Source organism: Pseudomonadota bacterium, assembly GCA_039193195.1.
In the GTDB taxonomy this organism is placed as follows: Bacteria; Pseudomonadota; Gammaproteobacteria; order Steroidobacterales; family JBCBZW01; genus JBCBZW01.
In genome coordinates this window covers 16,516-32,737 of record JBCCWS010000037.1, presented here as the reverse complement: position 1 = coordinate 32,737, position 16,222 = coordinate 16,516, and the positions used below count along the sequence as shown (strand labels likewise).

Here is a 16,222-nt window from a genome sequence, read left to right as displayed (position 1 = left end):
CGAGCAAAATGAATAGGTTCAAGTGTAAGGAATCGCCCAGACGCGCCGATCGACGCCAGGCGCTCCCGAGTGGAGCGTTCGCCGGCGCGTTCGCGCTTGGTCTGAGCCTGCTCGGCAGCAGCGCACTAGCCCAAACGCGACTCGACGTGAGTGCCGACATGGCGCTCCAAGGCGCGGAGGTCGAGCTGGCCTTGCGCATCACCGACAGCCCAGCGTCCGCCGGATTCAACGCCGCGTTACTGCTCCCAGTGGCGTTACCCGATCCGGACGGGGAGTTCCCTGGCGCGGATGCCACGATCAGCCTTCTCGGCGTGTGGCCCGGCGAGCTCCTCGAGACTGCGGGGGGGTTCACGATGCAAAGCGAATCCACGGCGGAGGAAGCTCGGCTCCTAGCGTACTCTGCGGCCGGCGCCTTCGAGGGATCCGGCGACCTTGCCTACGTGCAGCTTGCCATCGGACCGAACGTGGCTCCCGGCCTCTACCGCGTCGAGATTGCCACGAGCAATCCCGATCTTGCCGTCAACAGTGCTCTTGCGCTCTCGGATGTGTCCGGGGGAGCGTCGCTGCCCGTTCTAGGCGGCGGCGGGGAGCTGTTCGTGTACTCCTTGTCGTCGGACTTCGACGGTGACGGGCTCCCGGACAGCTGGGAGATGGCCAATGGACTCGATCCGCGAAGCGGTCTGGGCATCGACGGCGGCAGCGGCGATCTCGACGGCGACGGTGTGTCCAACCAAGACGAGTTCCTAACCGGCACGGACCCCACGGACGCACAGTCCCTACCCGAGGGCGCAAACGGAACGCTCTACGTTCGCTTCCGTGACGAGTTCAACGATCTCCAATACCAAGACCGCTGGAGCGTCGAGCTACTGGACGAGGGGGCCGCCTACTCGTTAGTGGAGGACACGTTGCCGGACGAGGAGTTGGGCACGCTCACGATTCTCGACGCTGACCTCGCGCAACCGACGGAGCCTGCCAGCTGTGACGCCTTGTTGCTCACCACCAATGCAGCGTTCGACGGGGAGACGGGCGTGTTGACGACCTCGCTGAGGCCGCTTGGGTCAGGCGTGACCACGCTTGGCCTCAGCAGGACGGACGACCCTGCCACGCGCATCGAGCTGCAGCTCAATCGCGATGCGCCGCCTTATGTGCGCGTGGTGTCCTTCGAAGCGGGCGTAGCGGTGCAACCTCCCGACCTAGTCTTGGACACGCCCCTTGGCGAGCAGATCAGCGCGCGGGTGACCAAGTCCGGTAGCGTCTACGGCTTCGTGGCGAATGGCAACGTTGTAGGGACCACGGAGAACCTCGCGCTCGGCGACAGCTACCAGCTGTTCGTTGGCGCCGAGTCGTGTGAAGGAGACGTGGAGGCGGTCGACACCTGGTTCGATCGTGTCGAGCTTCTCCTCGACCGCGACGGCGACGGACTCGCAGATCTTCATGAGGATCTGGACTTGGACGGCGAAGTCGGTGCCGAGGAGACAAATTTTGCTGATGCGGACTCCGATGATGACGACCGTTTCGATGGCTTCGACAACTGCTCTCTGTTCGCCAACAACGCACAAACGGACGGAGATGCAGATGGCTTCGGCGATTTGTGCGACGGCGACTATAACGGCGATTGCATCGTGAACTACGCAGATGCTGCGAGGATCGCCCAAGCCTTCGGCACGGAGGATCCCTTCGTCGATCTCAACGGCAACGGGTTCGTAGATGAAGTGGATGGCTTCTTGTTCAGGCAGCTGTTCTTCACGAAGCCTGGACCGAGCGGGCTGATAGCACCGTGCGTGCAGTGAGCAGGAGGGAGATCGATATGCGTACCAGAATGAGTGCTTCTTGCCGTCGTGGCGCTGCCCGTCGCGTGGCCAGCTGCGCAGTCCACGCTGCGCTTCTGATGGCTGGCGCAGCAATGGTGCCATTGCACGCACAGGTCACGGAGCAGGAACTCGTGGATTCCATCTTGGGCACTCGTTCCCTGAGTCCTGACCTACTCGATTTGAACGGTGACGGGCAGATCGATGTGTCCGATGTGGTTGCCTACCTTGGCGGTAGCCGCCCGAGTATTGCGGGCTATACCTGGCTTGTGGGCGCCACCTTCGGCACCGGTGAGGAAGAGGCGTTGCTCTCGCGTAGCTACAACTTTGCCCTGCAAGTGGAGGATGGTGTGGCAACGGTCGTGGCCATCGACGAGCTGGACCCTACAAAGGGCCTGCTAGCGCAGGATTTCGGCGCGTCGGAGTTCTTGCCGTCTCGAGTGATCCCGCAGGATACGGTGTTCTCCGTGCTCGAAGATCCGGGTGCTTGTGAGACAGCGGGTGAGGGCTGCTTCGTTCTGGTGAGTCAAGAGGTGTCGCAAGACCCCGGAGGAACCAACCCCCTGTCGACGACGCTGACGAGGTCTTGGAGCATGACCGTGTCGCTCCCCGTCGTCTATTCCGACGAACTCGCACACGGCACGATCACAGCCAACATGCAGGCCATGGTCGGCATCGAGAACCAGGGCGGCGAGGACGTTCCCTTGATCTACTCGACGGCGAACACCGGCACCATCCGCTGGTCGCGCATCGCCCCCAACGTGGCACAAGTCGATGAGTAGGCAACTCAAATGGCGGCGATCCGAAGACTATGCGAGCCCGACTAGGCGCACGCCGCAGACATACACCTAAGCTAACGGCAGGGAATTCGATGAACAAAAAGAACACGCTGAAAAACTTGAGGTCTTTGAGGTGTCTGGTCGTCGTTGCCGCGGGCACGGCGGTCTTGCAGGTGCCTGCCACGAGCAAGGCGAGCGACCTGAACGCGAGTCTACTGGAGGCAACGGCCAATGCGTTTTATTCGCAGGATGCGAGCTACGACTTGAACGGTGACGGTCGCGTGAACTTCGCCGACCTCGCCTTGTTGCGAGAGAGTTCCGGCCAAGGTGAAGGCGGGGCGCGTCGGGTGCAAGCGGATTGCCCGAGCATTCGCTTCGAGCCATCGGCCACCGAGGCGATGGAGGGCGAAGCATTCACGCTGACGGTAGTGGCCGACTTCTCCTGTGAAGCAACGCTAGGCGGCGGCGTAGACCTTCGCTGGGATGAAGGCGTGCTGGAACTCGTGAGCTGGGATCCCACACCGCCCGGTGATCAACGCTTGTCTCGACCCGGGGACATCGGGCCGGGCTTCATCGACGGCTATGGCTTTGGCGATCTCTTTGGTGTCTCGGGCGTGGTGGAGATCGGGTCCATCACCCTTCAACCCATCGACGGCAGCGCAGGCGCACTGACCCCGGTGGAACTCGGCCCCGATGATTTGCTCGGTGAGCAGATCGCAGGCGATTTCTACTCGGCAGTCACCTTTGCGATCCAAGAGGTAGCCTTCGAAGGCAGTGAGGTCACGGTGGTGGAGCTCACGGCGATTTGCTTTGGTAATCCCGCGACTATCGTAGGTACATCCGCTGATGACACTCTGGTAGGCACGCCGGGGCGTGACGTCATTGCTGGTCTGGAAGGCGACGACACGATCGACGGCTTGGAAGGTAACGACATCATCTGCGGTGGATCGGGTGGAGATGTGATCAGCGGCGGTGATGGTAATGACGTCATCTTCGGCGAGGGTGGCGGCGATCGCATCTCAGGGAACATGGGCAACGACATCCTCGTTGGCGGTGGCGGTGCCGACCAGATGTTCGGCCAAGAAGGCGCGGATCTGGTGTTCGGCCAAGGCGGCGACGACTTCCTAAGCGGTGGCGACGGCGAAGACGTGTGTAATGGTGGCGGTGGCAACGATGCAGCGGGCAACAGCTGCGAGACGGTGCAAAGCGTGCCCTAGGAGGGAACTTCGCCGAGTCGGACGGTCGGCGCCCCTAGTGTCGCGTAAGCCACCCGTAGCCGCGGCTATGGGTGGCCTCACTGCGGCCGTGGCGCGCTGGCGGCTGAGGCGTAGGACACTCACCTCTCGAATTGACAGCACTACCAACGCATCCTAATCAGGTTGCATCCGCTGATACGACTCACTTCAAACCCGCCAACAAATCCTCGCGAGTCAAGCGACCTCACTCGGGCTAGCGGCCGCGCGGTACCAAGTGCTCCTTCGCGTGCCGCGCGAACGGTGCCGACCCTCGTCGTACGCGAAACCCTTCGATGCTTCGAGAACGCGCTCTCTTTCAGGCTGCTGAATCAATCGACGCGGAGGCGGTGTCCCGTCGCGGATGAGCAATGGCGAAGATATTTCGGGCAGGAACTCGATCGTCATGTGCTTGCCAATCTCAGTAACCCTATCTTCAACGTGGCGGCTTTAAGGGCGCTAATGCACATGTCCGGTGACACGCCGACGCGCCGTTGCAACAGGGCAGTCGGCATGACGCCCCTCGCCTACATCCATTCCCTGCGCATGCAGCATGCCTGCGCGCCCCTGCGAGGGGGGCAGCTCAGCGTGTCCGAAGTGGCGCACGACGTGGGGCAATACCCACGCCGTACGCCCTGGAGCCAAGCGACGCTTACTCGCCAGGAACGGCCGGGCCCACCAACGGGGAGAACAACGGCTGAGCGATCACCGGACAGTTGATGATGGCCTCGGCCGAGTTCAGACCCGCGACAAAACCATCGCTGGGCCCGTTCTCTGCGAAGCTGGTCACAAGCCCCGCTTCCACCAGGTTGCGCAGATCGTCGAAGCTGACGATACGGCGGCGCAGGCCCTGGTCGATCGCTTCCTGCGTCCACATGTTGAGGTGGGCGTCCCACATCGGCGAGTAGTTGTTCAGGAGCCCCTGGTTGTTGACGGGGTCGAACGGGAAGACGTTGATAGGATCAACGGGACGCTCGGCCGTGCCGGCCGGGATGTCGCCGACACCGATCGGGAAGAACGTACCAGGTACGGTCTGGGTAATGGTAAAGCCGAGGCTCTGTCGCTCGGGTGAGTCCAAGTCAGTGATACCGTTGACGACGGGAGAAAAGCCGAACAGCGTCGACGTTGACTCCGGGGTCGACACACCGAAGGAGGGCAGGTTGGCGAGGCGGGGAGCGTACACACCGAGCTCGATGGCCGCCGGCTCCGGCGCCGACGCGTCCGTCACGAGGTGGTAGTAGTACTGCTGACCGCCCTGGAAACCGTCGAGCAGCTGCAGGGTGACCGTACCTCCCTCCAGGTCGATGGCGGTGGCGCGGTCATGCACGCCGGTGCTGTTGAAGACCTGCTGCACGTTGAAGACGTTGCCGGCGGGGGTCACGACCAACGAGGACCACAGGGCGTCTGCCACCGCACCGGGCTGTACGAACGCAGGGGGAAACGCCTCGTCGGGATTGTCGGGGTTGCCAGGGATCACCTCGAGCGTCGGACTGAAGTCCACGTCTCCCGGAAAGATCAGCCGCCCGGCGCCATCGATGGTGACCTCCATGGCGCCCTCCGTCCCCACACCATTGATCATGCGGGGCGAGAAGTTCAGGCCCATGATCTGCGCGACATCGAAATGCGCGCTCTCGGTGATGATGTAGTGCGCGATGTCACCGTTGGGTCGAATGCCCTTCCAGAGTCGGAGCGTGGCGGTCGCCGCGTCCGGATCGTCGAGGTCCGCCACGGCCACCGTGCTCTGCAGGAAGACGTTCTGCTCGGCGGGGAAACGATCCGGCGAACCCACGAGATCCCGGACCCTGATGCCGAGGTCCCGTGCTGTTGACCTCAGGAGTCGGCGTGCTTCCGCGCGGCGTCGGATTTCGCCGGGGGACGCTACGGCGTCTGCGCTGTCTATCCCCTGGGCGTGTGTGGCTTCGATCCCAGCGGTGAGGGTGACGGCAAGGGCGACGCTGAGGCACGCCGCTCGCATGATTCCATTGAGGGTAGTGGGGGTCATCGTTCGTTCTCCTGCGGTTTCCGCGCCAACAAGGCGCTGCATTACGGGTCTATTCATCTCGTTGCTCCTTAGTTTGCGTTTATCGTCTCTGTGTCGGGTTCTCATGGCGGCTGACATCGCTTTGAAGCGGGACGCAGAGGTGCCGCAGCCGCAATAGCTACACGTCAGATATCACAAGGCCATTAATCCCATTAGCCAAAAGTTCACGTAGTCGTCCGCTCATGGAGGCTGTGCGGGCGCTGTCGCCAACTGGCAGTGGGTAGGCGGCGCTTACGTTAAGTGGGTGCGCTGAAAGTGGCAACTAACATTTTCATAACAGTTGGAGATGGCTCGGGCTTCACTAAGTCGAGACCTATAGATAAAATTAGGCAAATTTTTACTTGCCAGAGAGCGCGGGGGTGCGGGGGCAGATATCGCAGACTAGAGGCGAATGGTCAGCCGCCTCCGTTGAGCATGTGGAATCGACCGCTTGCCGCGGCGATTGCCCCACAAGTCGCAAGAAGCGCCTGGCCGCGCCGGCGGGCAACGGTTCGGTAGGGGCCCCATCGGCCGGCACTCACCGCAGAATAGACCTTCGCCATGATCGAGGCCTTTCCCTCACGGCCCCGATCTGTGTTGGCCACAACCTCACGGCAGGGACTGCCTCTGCCGCGTGGTGAACCGCGTTGTCAGATAGCCCAGCGCGATGGCGATGCGCTGGGAAGTGACTCAGTGGCCCATGGTGTTGGAGGCAAAGGGGAGGGCAAGGCTGGCGCGTACCCATATTGGTCTCCGAGGGAGATCATGACGTAAGCTACGCTGCCCGGAGATGCCAATCGAAAATCGACTATAGACCCCGGATCACGCTCGGCGAACTCTTGCTGAATTCGCCTGTATTTAGGGTCAAATGACATGCTTGTCGACGCAGGGCGCGGCCCAGCCAGCGTTGACTTCCGTCGGCCCTCAATGGCTCTGCACCCAACCCGATCAAGGACGATCGCTCATGAATCACCCATACGAAGCGCACACCCCAGTGGACTCTCAACACAACTGCCGGAGTCGCGCACTGCTCTGCGGTTTGGCCGTGATGCTGCTCAGCCGCGGCGCGGCAGCCCAATTCCCGCCCGAAGTGGATCTCGGTGCCTTGCTGTTGGAGCGGGGCGGTGATGGCAGTGAGGGCTTCGTCGCGTTCAGCGATCGAGGTTCAGGTGAGTCGCTCAGTCGGGTCGCAGATCTCAATGGCGACGGCCGCCCGGACCTACTGATCGCAGACGTTCGCTCCGCCAGGGTGTACGGACTGTACAGTCCATTGGAAGCGTTCCCCGCGGAGACGAACCTCGAATCGCTGTTTGTGGAGAACGGCGGGGATGGCAGTGAGGGCTTTGTCATCTTCGGTCCGGACGCCGGCGCGGAGCTTGGGTTCGATATCGACGGCGCTGGCGACGTCAACGGAGATGGCCTCGACGACTTCATCCTCGGCGCGCGGTTTGCGCAGTTCGAGGGCGCGACGCCGGGGGAGGCATACCTGATCTTCGGTCAAGAGGGGGGATTCGAGCCGGAATTTCAGCTATCTGAATTGTTCGCCTCTGCCGGTGGGGACGGGCAGCGAGGTGTCGTCTTTCGTGGCGCAGCGGCCGGTGACCTCGCTGGGCGGTCGGTTGCCGGGGTCGGGGATGTCAACGGCGATGGCGTCGATGATGTACTGATCGGCGCAATCACCGCCGCTCCCGACGGTGTCGTGAGGAAGGGTGAGGCCTACTTGATTTACGGTTCGAACCAACCGTTCCCCGCGGAAGTGGACCTAGCCTCCTTGCGCGCCGCGAACGGTGGCGATGGCAGTATCGGCACCGTGTTTCCCGGCGTCGATGAAGGAGATCAGGCGGGCGCTGCCGTGGGCGCGGCGGGAGACCTCAACGTAGACGGTATCGATGACATCATCATCGGTGCCAACACGGCGGGAGGGCGAAGCGGGGAGGCCTACGTCGTGTACGGACGCGCCGGTGGTTTCGGGGCCAGTTTCCTCCTTGGCGACTTGTTCCCCGAAAACGGTGGGGATGGAGGTGACGGCTTAGTGATCCTGGGGCGACCCGCCATGCAGCGCTGGGGCTCGGCGGTAGGTAGCGCCGGGGATACGAACGGGGATGGATTTGATGATCTATTCGTCGGCGCGCAGGCCACGACAGAGGCGGGCGATGTCGCGGTCATTCTCGGTCGCAGCGAGGGGTTCGGGCCCATATTCGAGATCGGTGCGCTAAACCCGAGCAACGGCGGCGATGGCAGCGAAGGCTTGCTGATCAAAGGCGTGTCTGGCGATGGGGCGCCCACGCCGGACACGGTGACGAGCGGCGATATCAACGGGGATCGTCTCGATGATCTGATCATCGGCGTCCCGGCCGCCAACAACGGCCGGGGTTACACGTTCGTCATCTACGGGCAGCGTATCTATCGCGAGGGAGATCTGTTTCTGAATTCCCTGTTCGAGGGGACGGGCGATGGGAGCCTGGGGTTCGTCCTGCGTCCGCCACAGGAGCTATCCGCCGTGGGTGGAGAGAGCGTCGCTGCCGTCGACCTCAATGGAGACGGCATCGATGACATTGCGACCGGGCTGCGAAGCGGCGGCAGTATATTCGCGTTGCTCTACGGTCAGCTAAGGCCTGCCCCGTCATTGAACGCGCGAGTGGTTGGGATGGACTCGCGCAGCGTCGCCTGCCGAAACGTCGACACCGGGCAGACCGTCAACGGAGCGCTGCCGAACGTGAGTTTGGACGAGTCCTTCGATTGCGGCGAGCTAGGGCTGGACTTCGCTCTCGAACAACTGGTGACGCTTCAAGCCGACGGCGTGAAGTTCGGCAATCCGGGGCTGTCCGGGGAAGCGGGCGGCTTGGAGGAGGGTTCACTCGTCACGTGCACCAACCTGACCACGACCGAGTCCGCCACGGTTCGGGTACTCGACGGGGCCTGGGATTGCGCTAACGCTGGGTTTGCTATGGCGCCTGGAGACGAGGGGCTGGTGCGCATTCAGGGCGTCGTCGGGGGCCCTATCGACGGGATGCCGCCGCCCGTACCCTTGATACAGTTGCGCCTGTTCGTCATGGACACCCGCACGGCCGTGTGCCGCAACGACACGACCGGCGAGGTGGTGGCGCTAGATCTTCCCGACGTAGGCCTGTCGACGCAGCTCGATTGCATCGACTTAGGGCTTCAGGCGAATGTCGGGGATCAGGTGTCGATCCAGGGCAACGGCCGCAACTTCGGCTCCCAGCTCGTCGCTCGGTTCAAAGGCTTTACGAGCAACATAGGTGGTCGGTGCGAGAATCGCACGACGGGACAGATCGTGAATGTCTCCCTCGACGATGGTGTGGAGGAGTTTGACTGTCGCCAGCTCGGTCTCAGGTTTGGGGACTCGGACGATGTTTCGATCACGGTGCGGGGAAATGTGCGCTAGGCTCGCTCGGGGCGGTGGCGCTCGGCTACCGCCCCGCAGATGCCTCAATCTGGTTAGTGTGCTGTCCCAGAAGTTGATTGAAAAATACGCGGGTACTTTTCGCCCCTGAGTACGTTGCTCCTCCTCCCGTGGGGCCTGCCACGCTCGTCCTCGCGCCGCACCCAGGAACGAAAAGCCCCGTGCGGTATTTTTCAACGAACTTCTGGGACAGCACACTAGGACGTATCGGTCGCCGCAGATTTGCGGTAGCAGGTTGAGCGGGCACGCGATGTTCGGGGTATGCGAGCGTCCCGTCACCGCCGTCGCGCAGCCATCCGCCCTAGGGCGCGAGCTCGGGGAACAACTCCACAATGCTGAGCCGTTGCTGACGCACGCCGGGCCCCATCGTCTCCCCCAGCAACCCTCCACTGAAGAGGTAGACCGCACCGCGGAATCCCTCGGCACCGATCGCGATGTCATCGAGCCCATCACCGTCCACATCACCGGCCGCCGCGATGGCCGGCGGGCTCGAGAAGAAGTCGTGGGGGATATCGCTGATCTCCACGCCACGGGCGGGCAGCACGGCGACTTCCTCGGGGTTCGCACCGATCTCCGCCAGGTCGATCTGTGCGCCATCCACCAGCTCGCTGCCCGACACGAGGAAGACGCGTCCGTCGTCGAACTGGCCGCTGCCTAGCATGGCGCTGATGAGGATGTCGGTGCGCCCGTCGCCGTCGACGTCGCCAACGGGTGTTATCCGGTCCCCGGCGCGGAAGATCGTGCTGTCCGTGCGCATCACCACGCCGGCTACGGTGCTCGCCACGTCCTCGAGATTGACCACGCCGCCGTTGGCCGCGCCCAGCGTGTCACTGCCGAACACCAGGTAGGCCTCGCCTTGTTCGTCGTCGGCCCGGCGATCGCCCAGCAGCAGCTCATCGAAGCCATCGCCGTTGATGTCGGGCAGGGGGGCGAGGCCCACATCCGCTCGATCGTCCGGCGCGGTCAGGGCGAAACGAATCGCCCCACCGCTCGCCACCAGCGCATCGTCAACGCGGAGGAGGCCGTCGGCGGCGCGCTCGGCGGCGAGGGTCGCGCCAAAGATCAGGAACGCTTCGCGGTCGAGGCCCGGATCGTCGAGTCTGGGGGAGACGCCCACGAGCACGTCACCCAGGCCGTCGCCATCGACATCGCCGCCGCTCGCAACGGTATCGCATAAGCCGAAGTCGTCGCGCTCGCCATCCAGCACGACCGATCGCAGGGGATCGGGAATGGCCAGATCAATCGACCCGTTAGCCGCAACGGTTGCAGCCAAGCTAGAGCTGAACACCACGAAGCCCCGACCGACGCGGGACCCGCCATTGGTATTGGCGCCGTTCGCACAGATGAACAGCTCGCTAATGCCATCGCCATCAATGTCGTCGAGAGGCGTGGTGCCTCGTCCAAAGTTGAAGTCGTCCCGCCTCGTGGTGCGCACCAGTGCGCCGCCCACTACGCCGCCGTCGCCAACTTCATCGAAGTCGATGGTGCCAGTGCCCGCGAGCGCATCGCGCAAGGCCACGCCTGGGATCACGGCGACTTCCCGGTCCTCTGAGCTGATGACCAACTCTGGCAACTCGTCGCCATCGAGGCCCGCCACGGTGGCGAGGGAGGTGCCGAGGACGAGTTCCTCCTCAGTGCCTTCGATCAGCACCCGATCGCCAGGTCCGAGATCCGATGCGGACGTCACCTGTTGAGTGAGCGCGGCTAGCGATGCGCCGTTCAGAATCGTGACGCGACCGGCTTCGTCGAGACCAGACTCCGCAGTGGCGAACTCCGCCGCGACGACAAGCTCGGGACGGCCATCTGCGTTGAGATCGGAAATGGACACGATCTCGTTGTCGAAGAGTTGGAAGAGCGGATCCTGCCCGGCCACCAAAGCGATCGCCCCGAGGGTCTCGAGCGCCGATTCCGCGACGTCCTCCACCGTCAGCGAGAAGGCTTGCACTGTGGCGGCAACGCCGTCGCTTGCGGTGAGAGTGAAGGTGTACACGTTGTCGGCGTCGACGTCCGCGGGACTCTCGAAGTCGAAGGGCGCGGTGCTGCTGACGGTGAGGCCGTCGGCATCCAGCGTGAACAGCGCGGCGTCCTCGCCGGCGAGCTCAAGGGTAATCACGTCACCGTCCGGATCGTCGACGGTAATCGGGATGTCGACGACCACGTTCTCCTGGGCGGTGACGTCGAAATCGCCTGAGAACTCCGGCGCCTCGTCGGATACGTTGAGCACTTGCAGGGAAAAGGCCTGGGTGGTGCTCTGCCCGCCGTCATTCTCAGCCGTTAGGGTGAAGACGTAGAGGTTGTCGCCGTCGACGTCCGCGGGCGCCTCAAAATCGAAGGGACCGGCGGTGACGGTACCGGCGAGTGCATCGAAGGTGACCGCCGCTGCGTCGGCGCCCCCAAGCGTCAAGGTGAGCTCATCACCGTCGGGGTCATTGGCCTCGATGGTGAACACGGTGACATCGCCCTCAGCGGCCGCCTCGTCGAACACACCGACGAACTCGGGCGCGCCTTCGTCCACGTTGGTGATCTCGAGTTGATAGGCCTGTTCGACGACGACGGTGCCGTCGGAGGCGGTCACAGAGAAGTTGTAGACGTTATCACCGCCGGCACCTGCCGGATCCTCAAAGTCGAAGGGCGCGGTGGCGGTGACGGTGAGGCCGTCGGCGTTCAGTGTGAACAGCGCGGCATCCTCGCCGGCGAGTTCTAGGGTGAGCGCGTCGCCGTCCGGATCGTTCACGGCAATCGGAATGTCGACGGCCACGTTCTCCTGGGCGGTCACGTCGAAATCGCCCGAGAAGACCGGCGGGGTGTCGGAGACGTTCAGCACTTGCAGTGAGAACGCCTGGGTGGTGGTCTGCCCGCCGTCATTTTCGGCAGTCATGGTGAAGACGTAGCGGTTGTCACCGTCGACGTCTGCGGGTACCTCGAAATCGAAGGGGCCGGCGCTCACCGTGCTGGCGGCAGAATCAAAGGTGACCGCCGCTGCGTCGGCACCCCCAAGCGTCAGGGTGAGCTCACCACCATCGGGATCGTTAGCCTGGATGGTGAACACCGACACCTCGCCCTCGGCGGCCACCTCGTCGAATGCACCGACGAACTCGGGCGGACCTTCGTCCACGTTGGTGATCTCGAGTCGAAAGGCCTGTTCGACGGCGATGGTGCCGTCGAAGGCGGTGACGGAAAACGCATAGACGTTGTCACCGTCGGCATCCGCCGGTTGCTCGAAGTCGAAGGGCGTGTCGGCGCTGACCGTCGCGGTCACGGGATCCAGTGAGAACAGCTCCGCATCGATGCCCCCTAGCGTGAGCGTCAGGGCGTCGCCGTCGGCGTCGGTCACCTCGATGGGAACATCGACCGCCGTGTTCTCGGCACTCGTCTGCTCCACCTCCCCGGCAAACACCGGAGCGTTGTCAGAGATGTTGATCACCTCGACTGAAAAGGGTTGCTCCGTCGCGGCCAGGCCGTCGCTTGCGATCACTTGGAATTCGTACACGTTGTCGCGGTCGGCGTCGATAGGGAGCTCGAAGTCGAACGCTTGGTTCGCCTCGACGGTGAGCCCCTCGGCATCCAGGGTGAAAAGTGCCGCATCAGCACCCTCCAGCGACAGCGCCACCGCGTCACCGTCGACGTCGAACACATCGAAGGGCAGCAGGGCGATATCGCCTTCGGGGACGGCCGCATCGAAGGACCCGGCGAAGTCGGGGGCGACGTCCGAGGCGTTCGTGACGGTCACGGTGAACGCGAGGTCGATCGCATCGAGGCCATCGCTCGCCGTGACGGTGAAGCGATAGACGTTGTCCTCGTCTCCATCGGCGGGTGCTTCGAAGTCGAAGGGTGCGTTTGCACGCACCGCGAGCGCATCCACGGTGAAGAGCGCTGCGTCCTCGCCGGCCAGCGATAGCGTGATCGCATCGCCATCGGGGTCTGTCACATCTACCGGCACGAGCACATCGGTGTTTTCCTGCGCTTGCACGGCCAGGACTCCCGAGAATACGGGCGCCTCGTTGTCTGGGGGCAGCTGCTGCTGAGCATCCTCGACGGGGGCCGCCGCTCCACCGCCACCTCCGCCACACGCGACGAGGGCGCCAGCGGTAAGCACCCCAAGGGCAGCGGTGCGGTAGCGACGGAGCCATGTCCAGATTGCCGCGCCTTTCGATCTCATGTGACTACTCCGTCGTTGGCCATACGAGGGTTGAGTACCCACGCGGTGCGAGAGGGTTCTAGAAGTAGCGAGTTACCGTGGTAACGAACGTGGCAAGCCCCGTTTGCACGCCTGACGCTCCCCCGCGGGCGTGGAACGGTGGGATGGTGTCCAATGAACCCCTGTCTCTGCAGCCATCTCGGCGAGTCACGCTGCCGTCGTACGCCTTCCATGGTGAATCGCTATCGCCGGCGCATCTCCAGTCCGCTGCTCGATCGGATCGACTTGCGATTGCATGTGCCGAGACCCTCGGCCGCACAAGTGCAGAGTGCGGATGTGTCGCCATCGCCTGTAAGCGTAAGCGTAGCTCGTCGGCTGGCGGAGGCGCGTGCTGAGCAACGGTCCCGTGGCGTGAACGGTGGCAGACCTACAGGGGGGATCGACGGTGAGTTCGGTTCACCTGGTAGATGAGTACGACGCCACAGTTAGTCGTACCGTCACTGATTTCACCACTGGCGACGGCGCGCAAAAGCGGTTTGCGGTTACAAATTTGTCTACCGGATATCGCAGGAGGCCTCAGTAACAACGCAGAAGCTCACCAAGTTGCTGTTAGCGAGTGGCAGCAATCTCGGACCTGGCGCGGGTAATCCCGGTCAGTGGGAGTTCGTTGACGTGTACGAGCATCTCGTCGACACGGCTGGGACCGATACGGCGCTTGTCGACGCCATCGATGCGGCTTGGACCGATATGGGGGCGTCCCGCTCGGTGGTGGCGGAACGGGTGGAAGCGGCGGTGGAAACCCAGGTGGTGGTTCCGGCTGCGCGCCTGGAATCCAACAGGCTGAGCCGCTCCTCCAGGCCATCTTTGTTTCGGCCCATGGTTCTAGTACCTATGCGTTCAACACCGAGCAGATGTCGTCTATTCCCGAAGTGAGTCGGACCAACTGCACACCATCGCTCGAAGCGGGTTTCTGTCTGTACTGGCCGAAAGTCGGTGATACACGCGATCACGCTTCGACACCGCGGACTCAAGCAGATCTTGCAGCAGTGGCCCTCGCTCGCTCTGGCAAGGTAGGAGAAGGGCTGATTCTCTTTTCTGCACATGTCCACCACCCCCACGATCGTCTCCGCCCTGGACATCGGCCGAACGCTATCGTCTTGCCTCCCGACATCAGCGTGCCGAGCGGAAGCTCCAAAACTGGGGACTTTATTGTTACGTTGGGCTTGGATGGCATGCCGTATCAACCATCCCCCGAACTACGCTATTTCTCGCGACCAAGCGTCGCGCCAGGGGTCTGGGTTAGGCCAAGTGATGGTCAAGAAGTATCAGCCAAACTAGTGAATGCTATCGTGGCGAGCGCGCGTGTGATCTGGGATTCCGAGTTGCCCCACGAGTGGCTATTGCTTGGGCGCTACACATCGTCTCCAACGGGCGATGCCGTCGAGTTTGTGTCCGATCAAGATGTCGCGCCAATGTGCGCTCCTAGCGAGCCGCTGAGCGGCTCCTCGGGCAGCGGACAGTAGCCGAGATACTCCATCACTTTCGGGTAGTGCAGGGTACTCACAGCGGCCTTGCCAAGCTCCCAATTCAGTACTGTGTACTTCGTCGCGCCGATGGAGTCAGCGACGACCTTTTGGAGTTCGCCTCGCTTCAATCGCTCGGTGCGGATGTGATCGCCAAAGGTTTTTAGTACCGCCGGCGCACCTGCGATCGCCCGTAACTGTTTGAATTGTATGGGCGACAACAAGGCAATGAACCCCTGGCCTTTCGGAGGGAACGCACTACTCGAGGCTTTGCAGAGGCGGGCGTGTGGCGTTGGGGCCACCAACAGGGTCCCGTCGGCGGCGAGCCGGTCGGTCTTTCATCCCAAGGAGAACAAGAAGATGAGAATGGTGGTGTTGCTAGTTGCCCTCGGTGCATCTGCGAGCGCGTGGGCGGTACCGATATGGTCCGAGGGTGTGGGATCGGCGGTGGATACCGTTGATGCGCTCGTCACCTTCGATGCGATCGACAACCATGACCACCTCTCTGTCTTCCAGGAACGTGGCGTGTCGGTGACCGTTGCGGACACGGCATTCGTGGGCTTTGACCCCACGGGCGGTCGCGGGGGCTTCGATGACGGCTTCTTCTACGCCAACGGCGGCGCTGCTGCCCCGTATGTCGTCGACCTTGGAGGTGCGGACCTGCTAGCCGTGGAGTTTGCTGTGGGCAGCGGCTTTGCCATCGACCGGCGCCTGGGTTACACGCAGCTCTCCTACGAGACGTTTCGTGACGGCGTCTCCACCGGTGTTGGCAGCATCGAATTCGGGCTGGGTGAGGTGTTTGGTCTGCGCGACATCGCCGGCTTCGACGAGTTGCACCTGTTCAACGTCAACGCCCGGCAGTCCGGCAAGAATGCGCTCGCCATTGACTACCTGGCCATCGAACGTGTGGCTGTCTCGGAGCCTGCTGTGCTGGGCTTGTTCTTGGCCGGTCTGTTGCTGATTCGTGCCGTTAGGCGGGCCTAGACCGCGGCGCTATGCTCAAGGGCGTATCGAGCCCGGGAGCTGCAAATGCAACGCCCGCGGAAGCCGATCCATGCTTCCATGGGCTCGATCCTGACTCTCCGTCCGACCGAGTTCGTACGGCGCACTTTCTCGCCCTGATCAATTCGGGCCGGACTTTACGGGCGCCCGAAGGCCAGCGGTTTCCTGTGAGCCAACTTGGCGCTGCGGAAAATTGACCGTCCACTGCTCGCCGCAGCGATTGCTTTCGTTTCGAGACGGGCGCGCTCACAGTGATGTCTTCGATTCGAGGAAGCCGAGGGTTGGCTCCCGTAAAA

9 protein-coding genes are annotated in these 16,222 nt (G+C 63.0%); 6 read left to right on the top strand and 3 right to left on the bottom strand.

Annotation, left to right across the window (positions count from 1 at the left end; genetic code table 11):
- Positions 1-8 precede the first annotated feature (8 nt).
- The 3 genes from AAGA68_21170 (at position 9) to AAGA68_21160 (ending at position 3,804) form a co-directional block, all read left to right on the top strand.
- Positions 9-1,790: a hypothetical protein gene (locus AAGA68_21170; protein ID MEM9387578.1), complete on the top strand. Its 1,782-nt coding sequence runs from the start codon at positions 9-11 to the stop codon at positions 1,788-1,790.
- A gap of 152 nt (positions 1,791-1,942) precedes the next feature.
- Positions 1,943-2,590 carry a hypothetical protein gene (locus AAGA68_21165; GenBank protein ID MEM9387577.1) on the top strand — a complete coding sequence of 216 codons (648 nt, stop codon included), beginning with the start codon at positions 1,943-1,945 and terminating at the stop codon, positions 2,588-2,590.
- Between the two features lie 89 nt (positions 2,591-2,679).
- Positions 2,680-3,804: a calcium-binding protein gene (locus tag AAGA68_21160; GenBank protein MEM9387576.1), complete on the top strand. Its 1,125-nt coding sequence runs from the start codon at positions 2,680-2,682 to the stop codon at positions 3,802-3,804.
- Positions 3,805-4,471: 667 nt separating this feature from the next.
- Here the strand turns inward: AAGA68_21160 and AAGA68_21155 are convergent.
- Complete coding sequence (locus AAGA68_21155; GenBank protein MEM9387575.1) at positions 4,472-5,878, bottom strand: hypothetical protein; 1,407 nt, start codon at positions 5,876-5,878, stop codon at positions 4,472-4,474.
- 925 nt (positions 5,879-6,803) lie between these two features.
- Here AAGA68_21155 and AAGA68_21150 point away from each other — a divergent pair.
- Complete coding sequence (locus AAGA68_21150; protein ID MEM9387574.1) at positions 6,804-9,245, top strand: FG-GAP-like repeat-containing protein; 2,442 nt, start codon at positions 6,804-6,806, stop codon at positions 9,243-9,245.
- 319 nt (positions 9,246-9,564) lie between these two features.
- Here the strand turns inward: AAGA68_21150 and AAGA68_21145 are convergent, their stop codons facing one another.
- Positions 9,565-13,422 (bottom strand): hypothetical protein, encoded by a 3,858-nt coding sequence (locus AAGA68_21145; GenBank protein MEM9387573.1) that lies wholly within the window; start codon positions 13,420-13,422, stop codon positions 9,565-9,567.
- Positions 13,423-14,004: 582 nt separating this feature from the next.
- On the opposite strand from AAGA68_21145, the gene AAGA68_21140 reads away from it, so the two are divergent.
- Positions 14,005-14,334, top strand: a complete 330-nt coding sequence (locus AAGA68_21140; GenBank protein ID MEM9387572.1) for a hypothetical protein — start codon at positions 14,005-14,007, stop codon at positions 14,332-14,334.
- A gap of 523 nt (positions 14,335-14,857) precedes the next feature.
- Here the strand turns inward: AAGA68_21140 and AAGA68_21135 are convergent.
- Positions 14,858-15,148 (bottom strand): hypothetical protein, encoded by a 291-nt coding sequence (locus AAGA68_21135; protein MEM9387571.1) that lies wholly within the window; start codon positions 15,146-15,148, stop codon positions 14,858-14,860.
- Positions 15,149-15,284: 136 nt separating this feature from the next.
- Here AAGA68_21135 and AAGA68_21130 point away from each other — a divergent pair, with 136 nt between their 5' ends.
- A complete protein-coding gene (locus tag AAGA68_21130) occupies positions 15,285-15,908 on the top strand; it encodes a hypothetical protein (GenBank protein MEM9387570.1) in 624 nt (207 codons plus the stop codon).
- Positions 15,909-16,222: the final 314 nt, after the last annotated feature.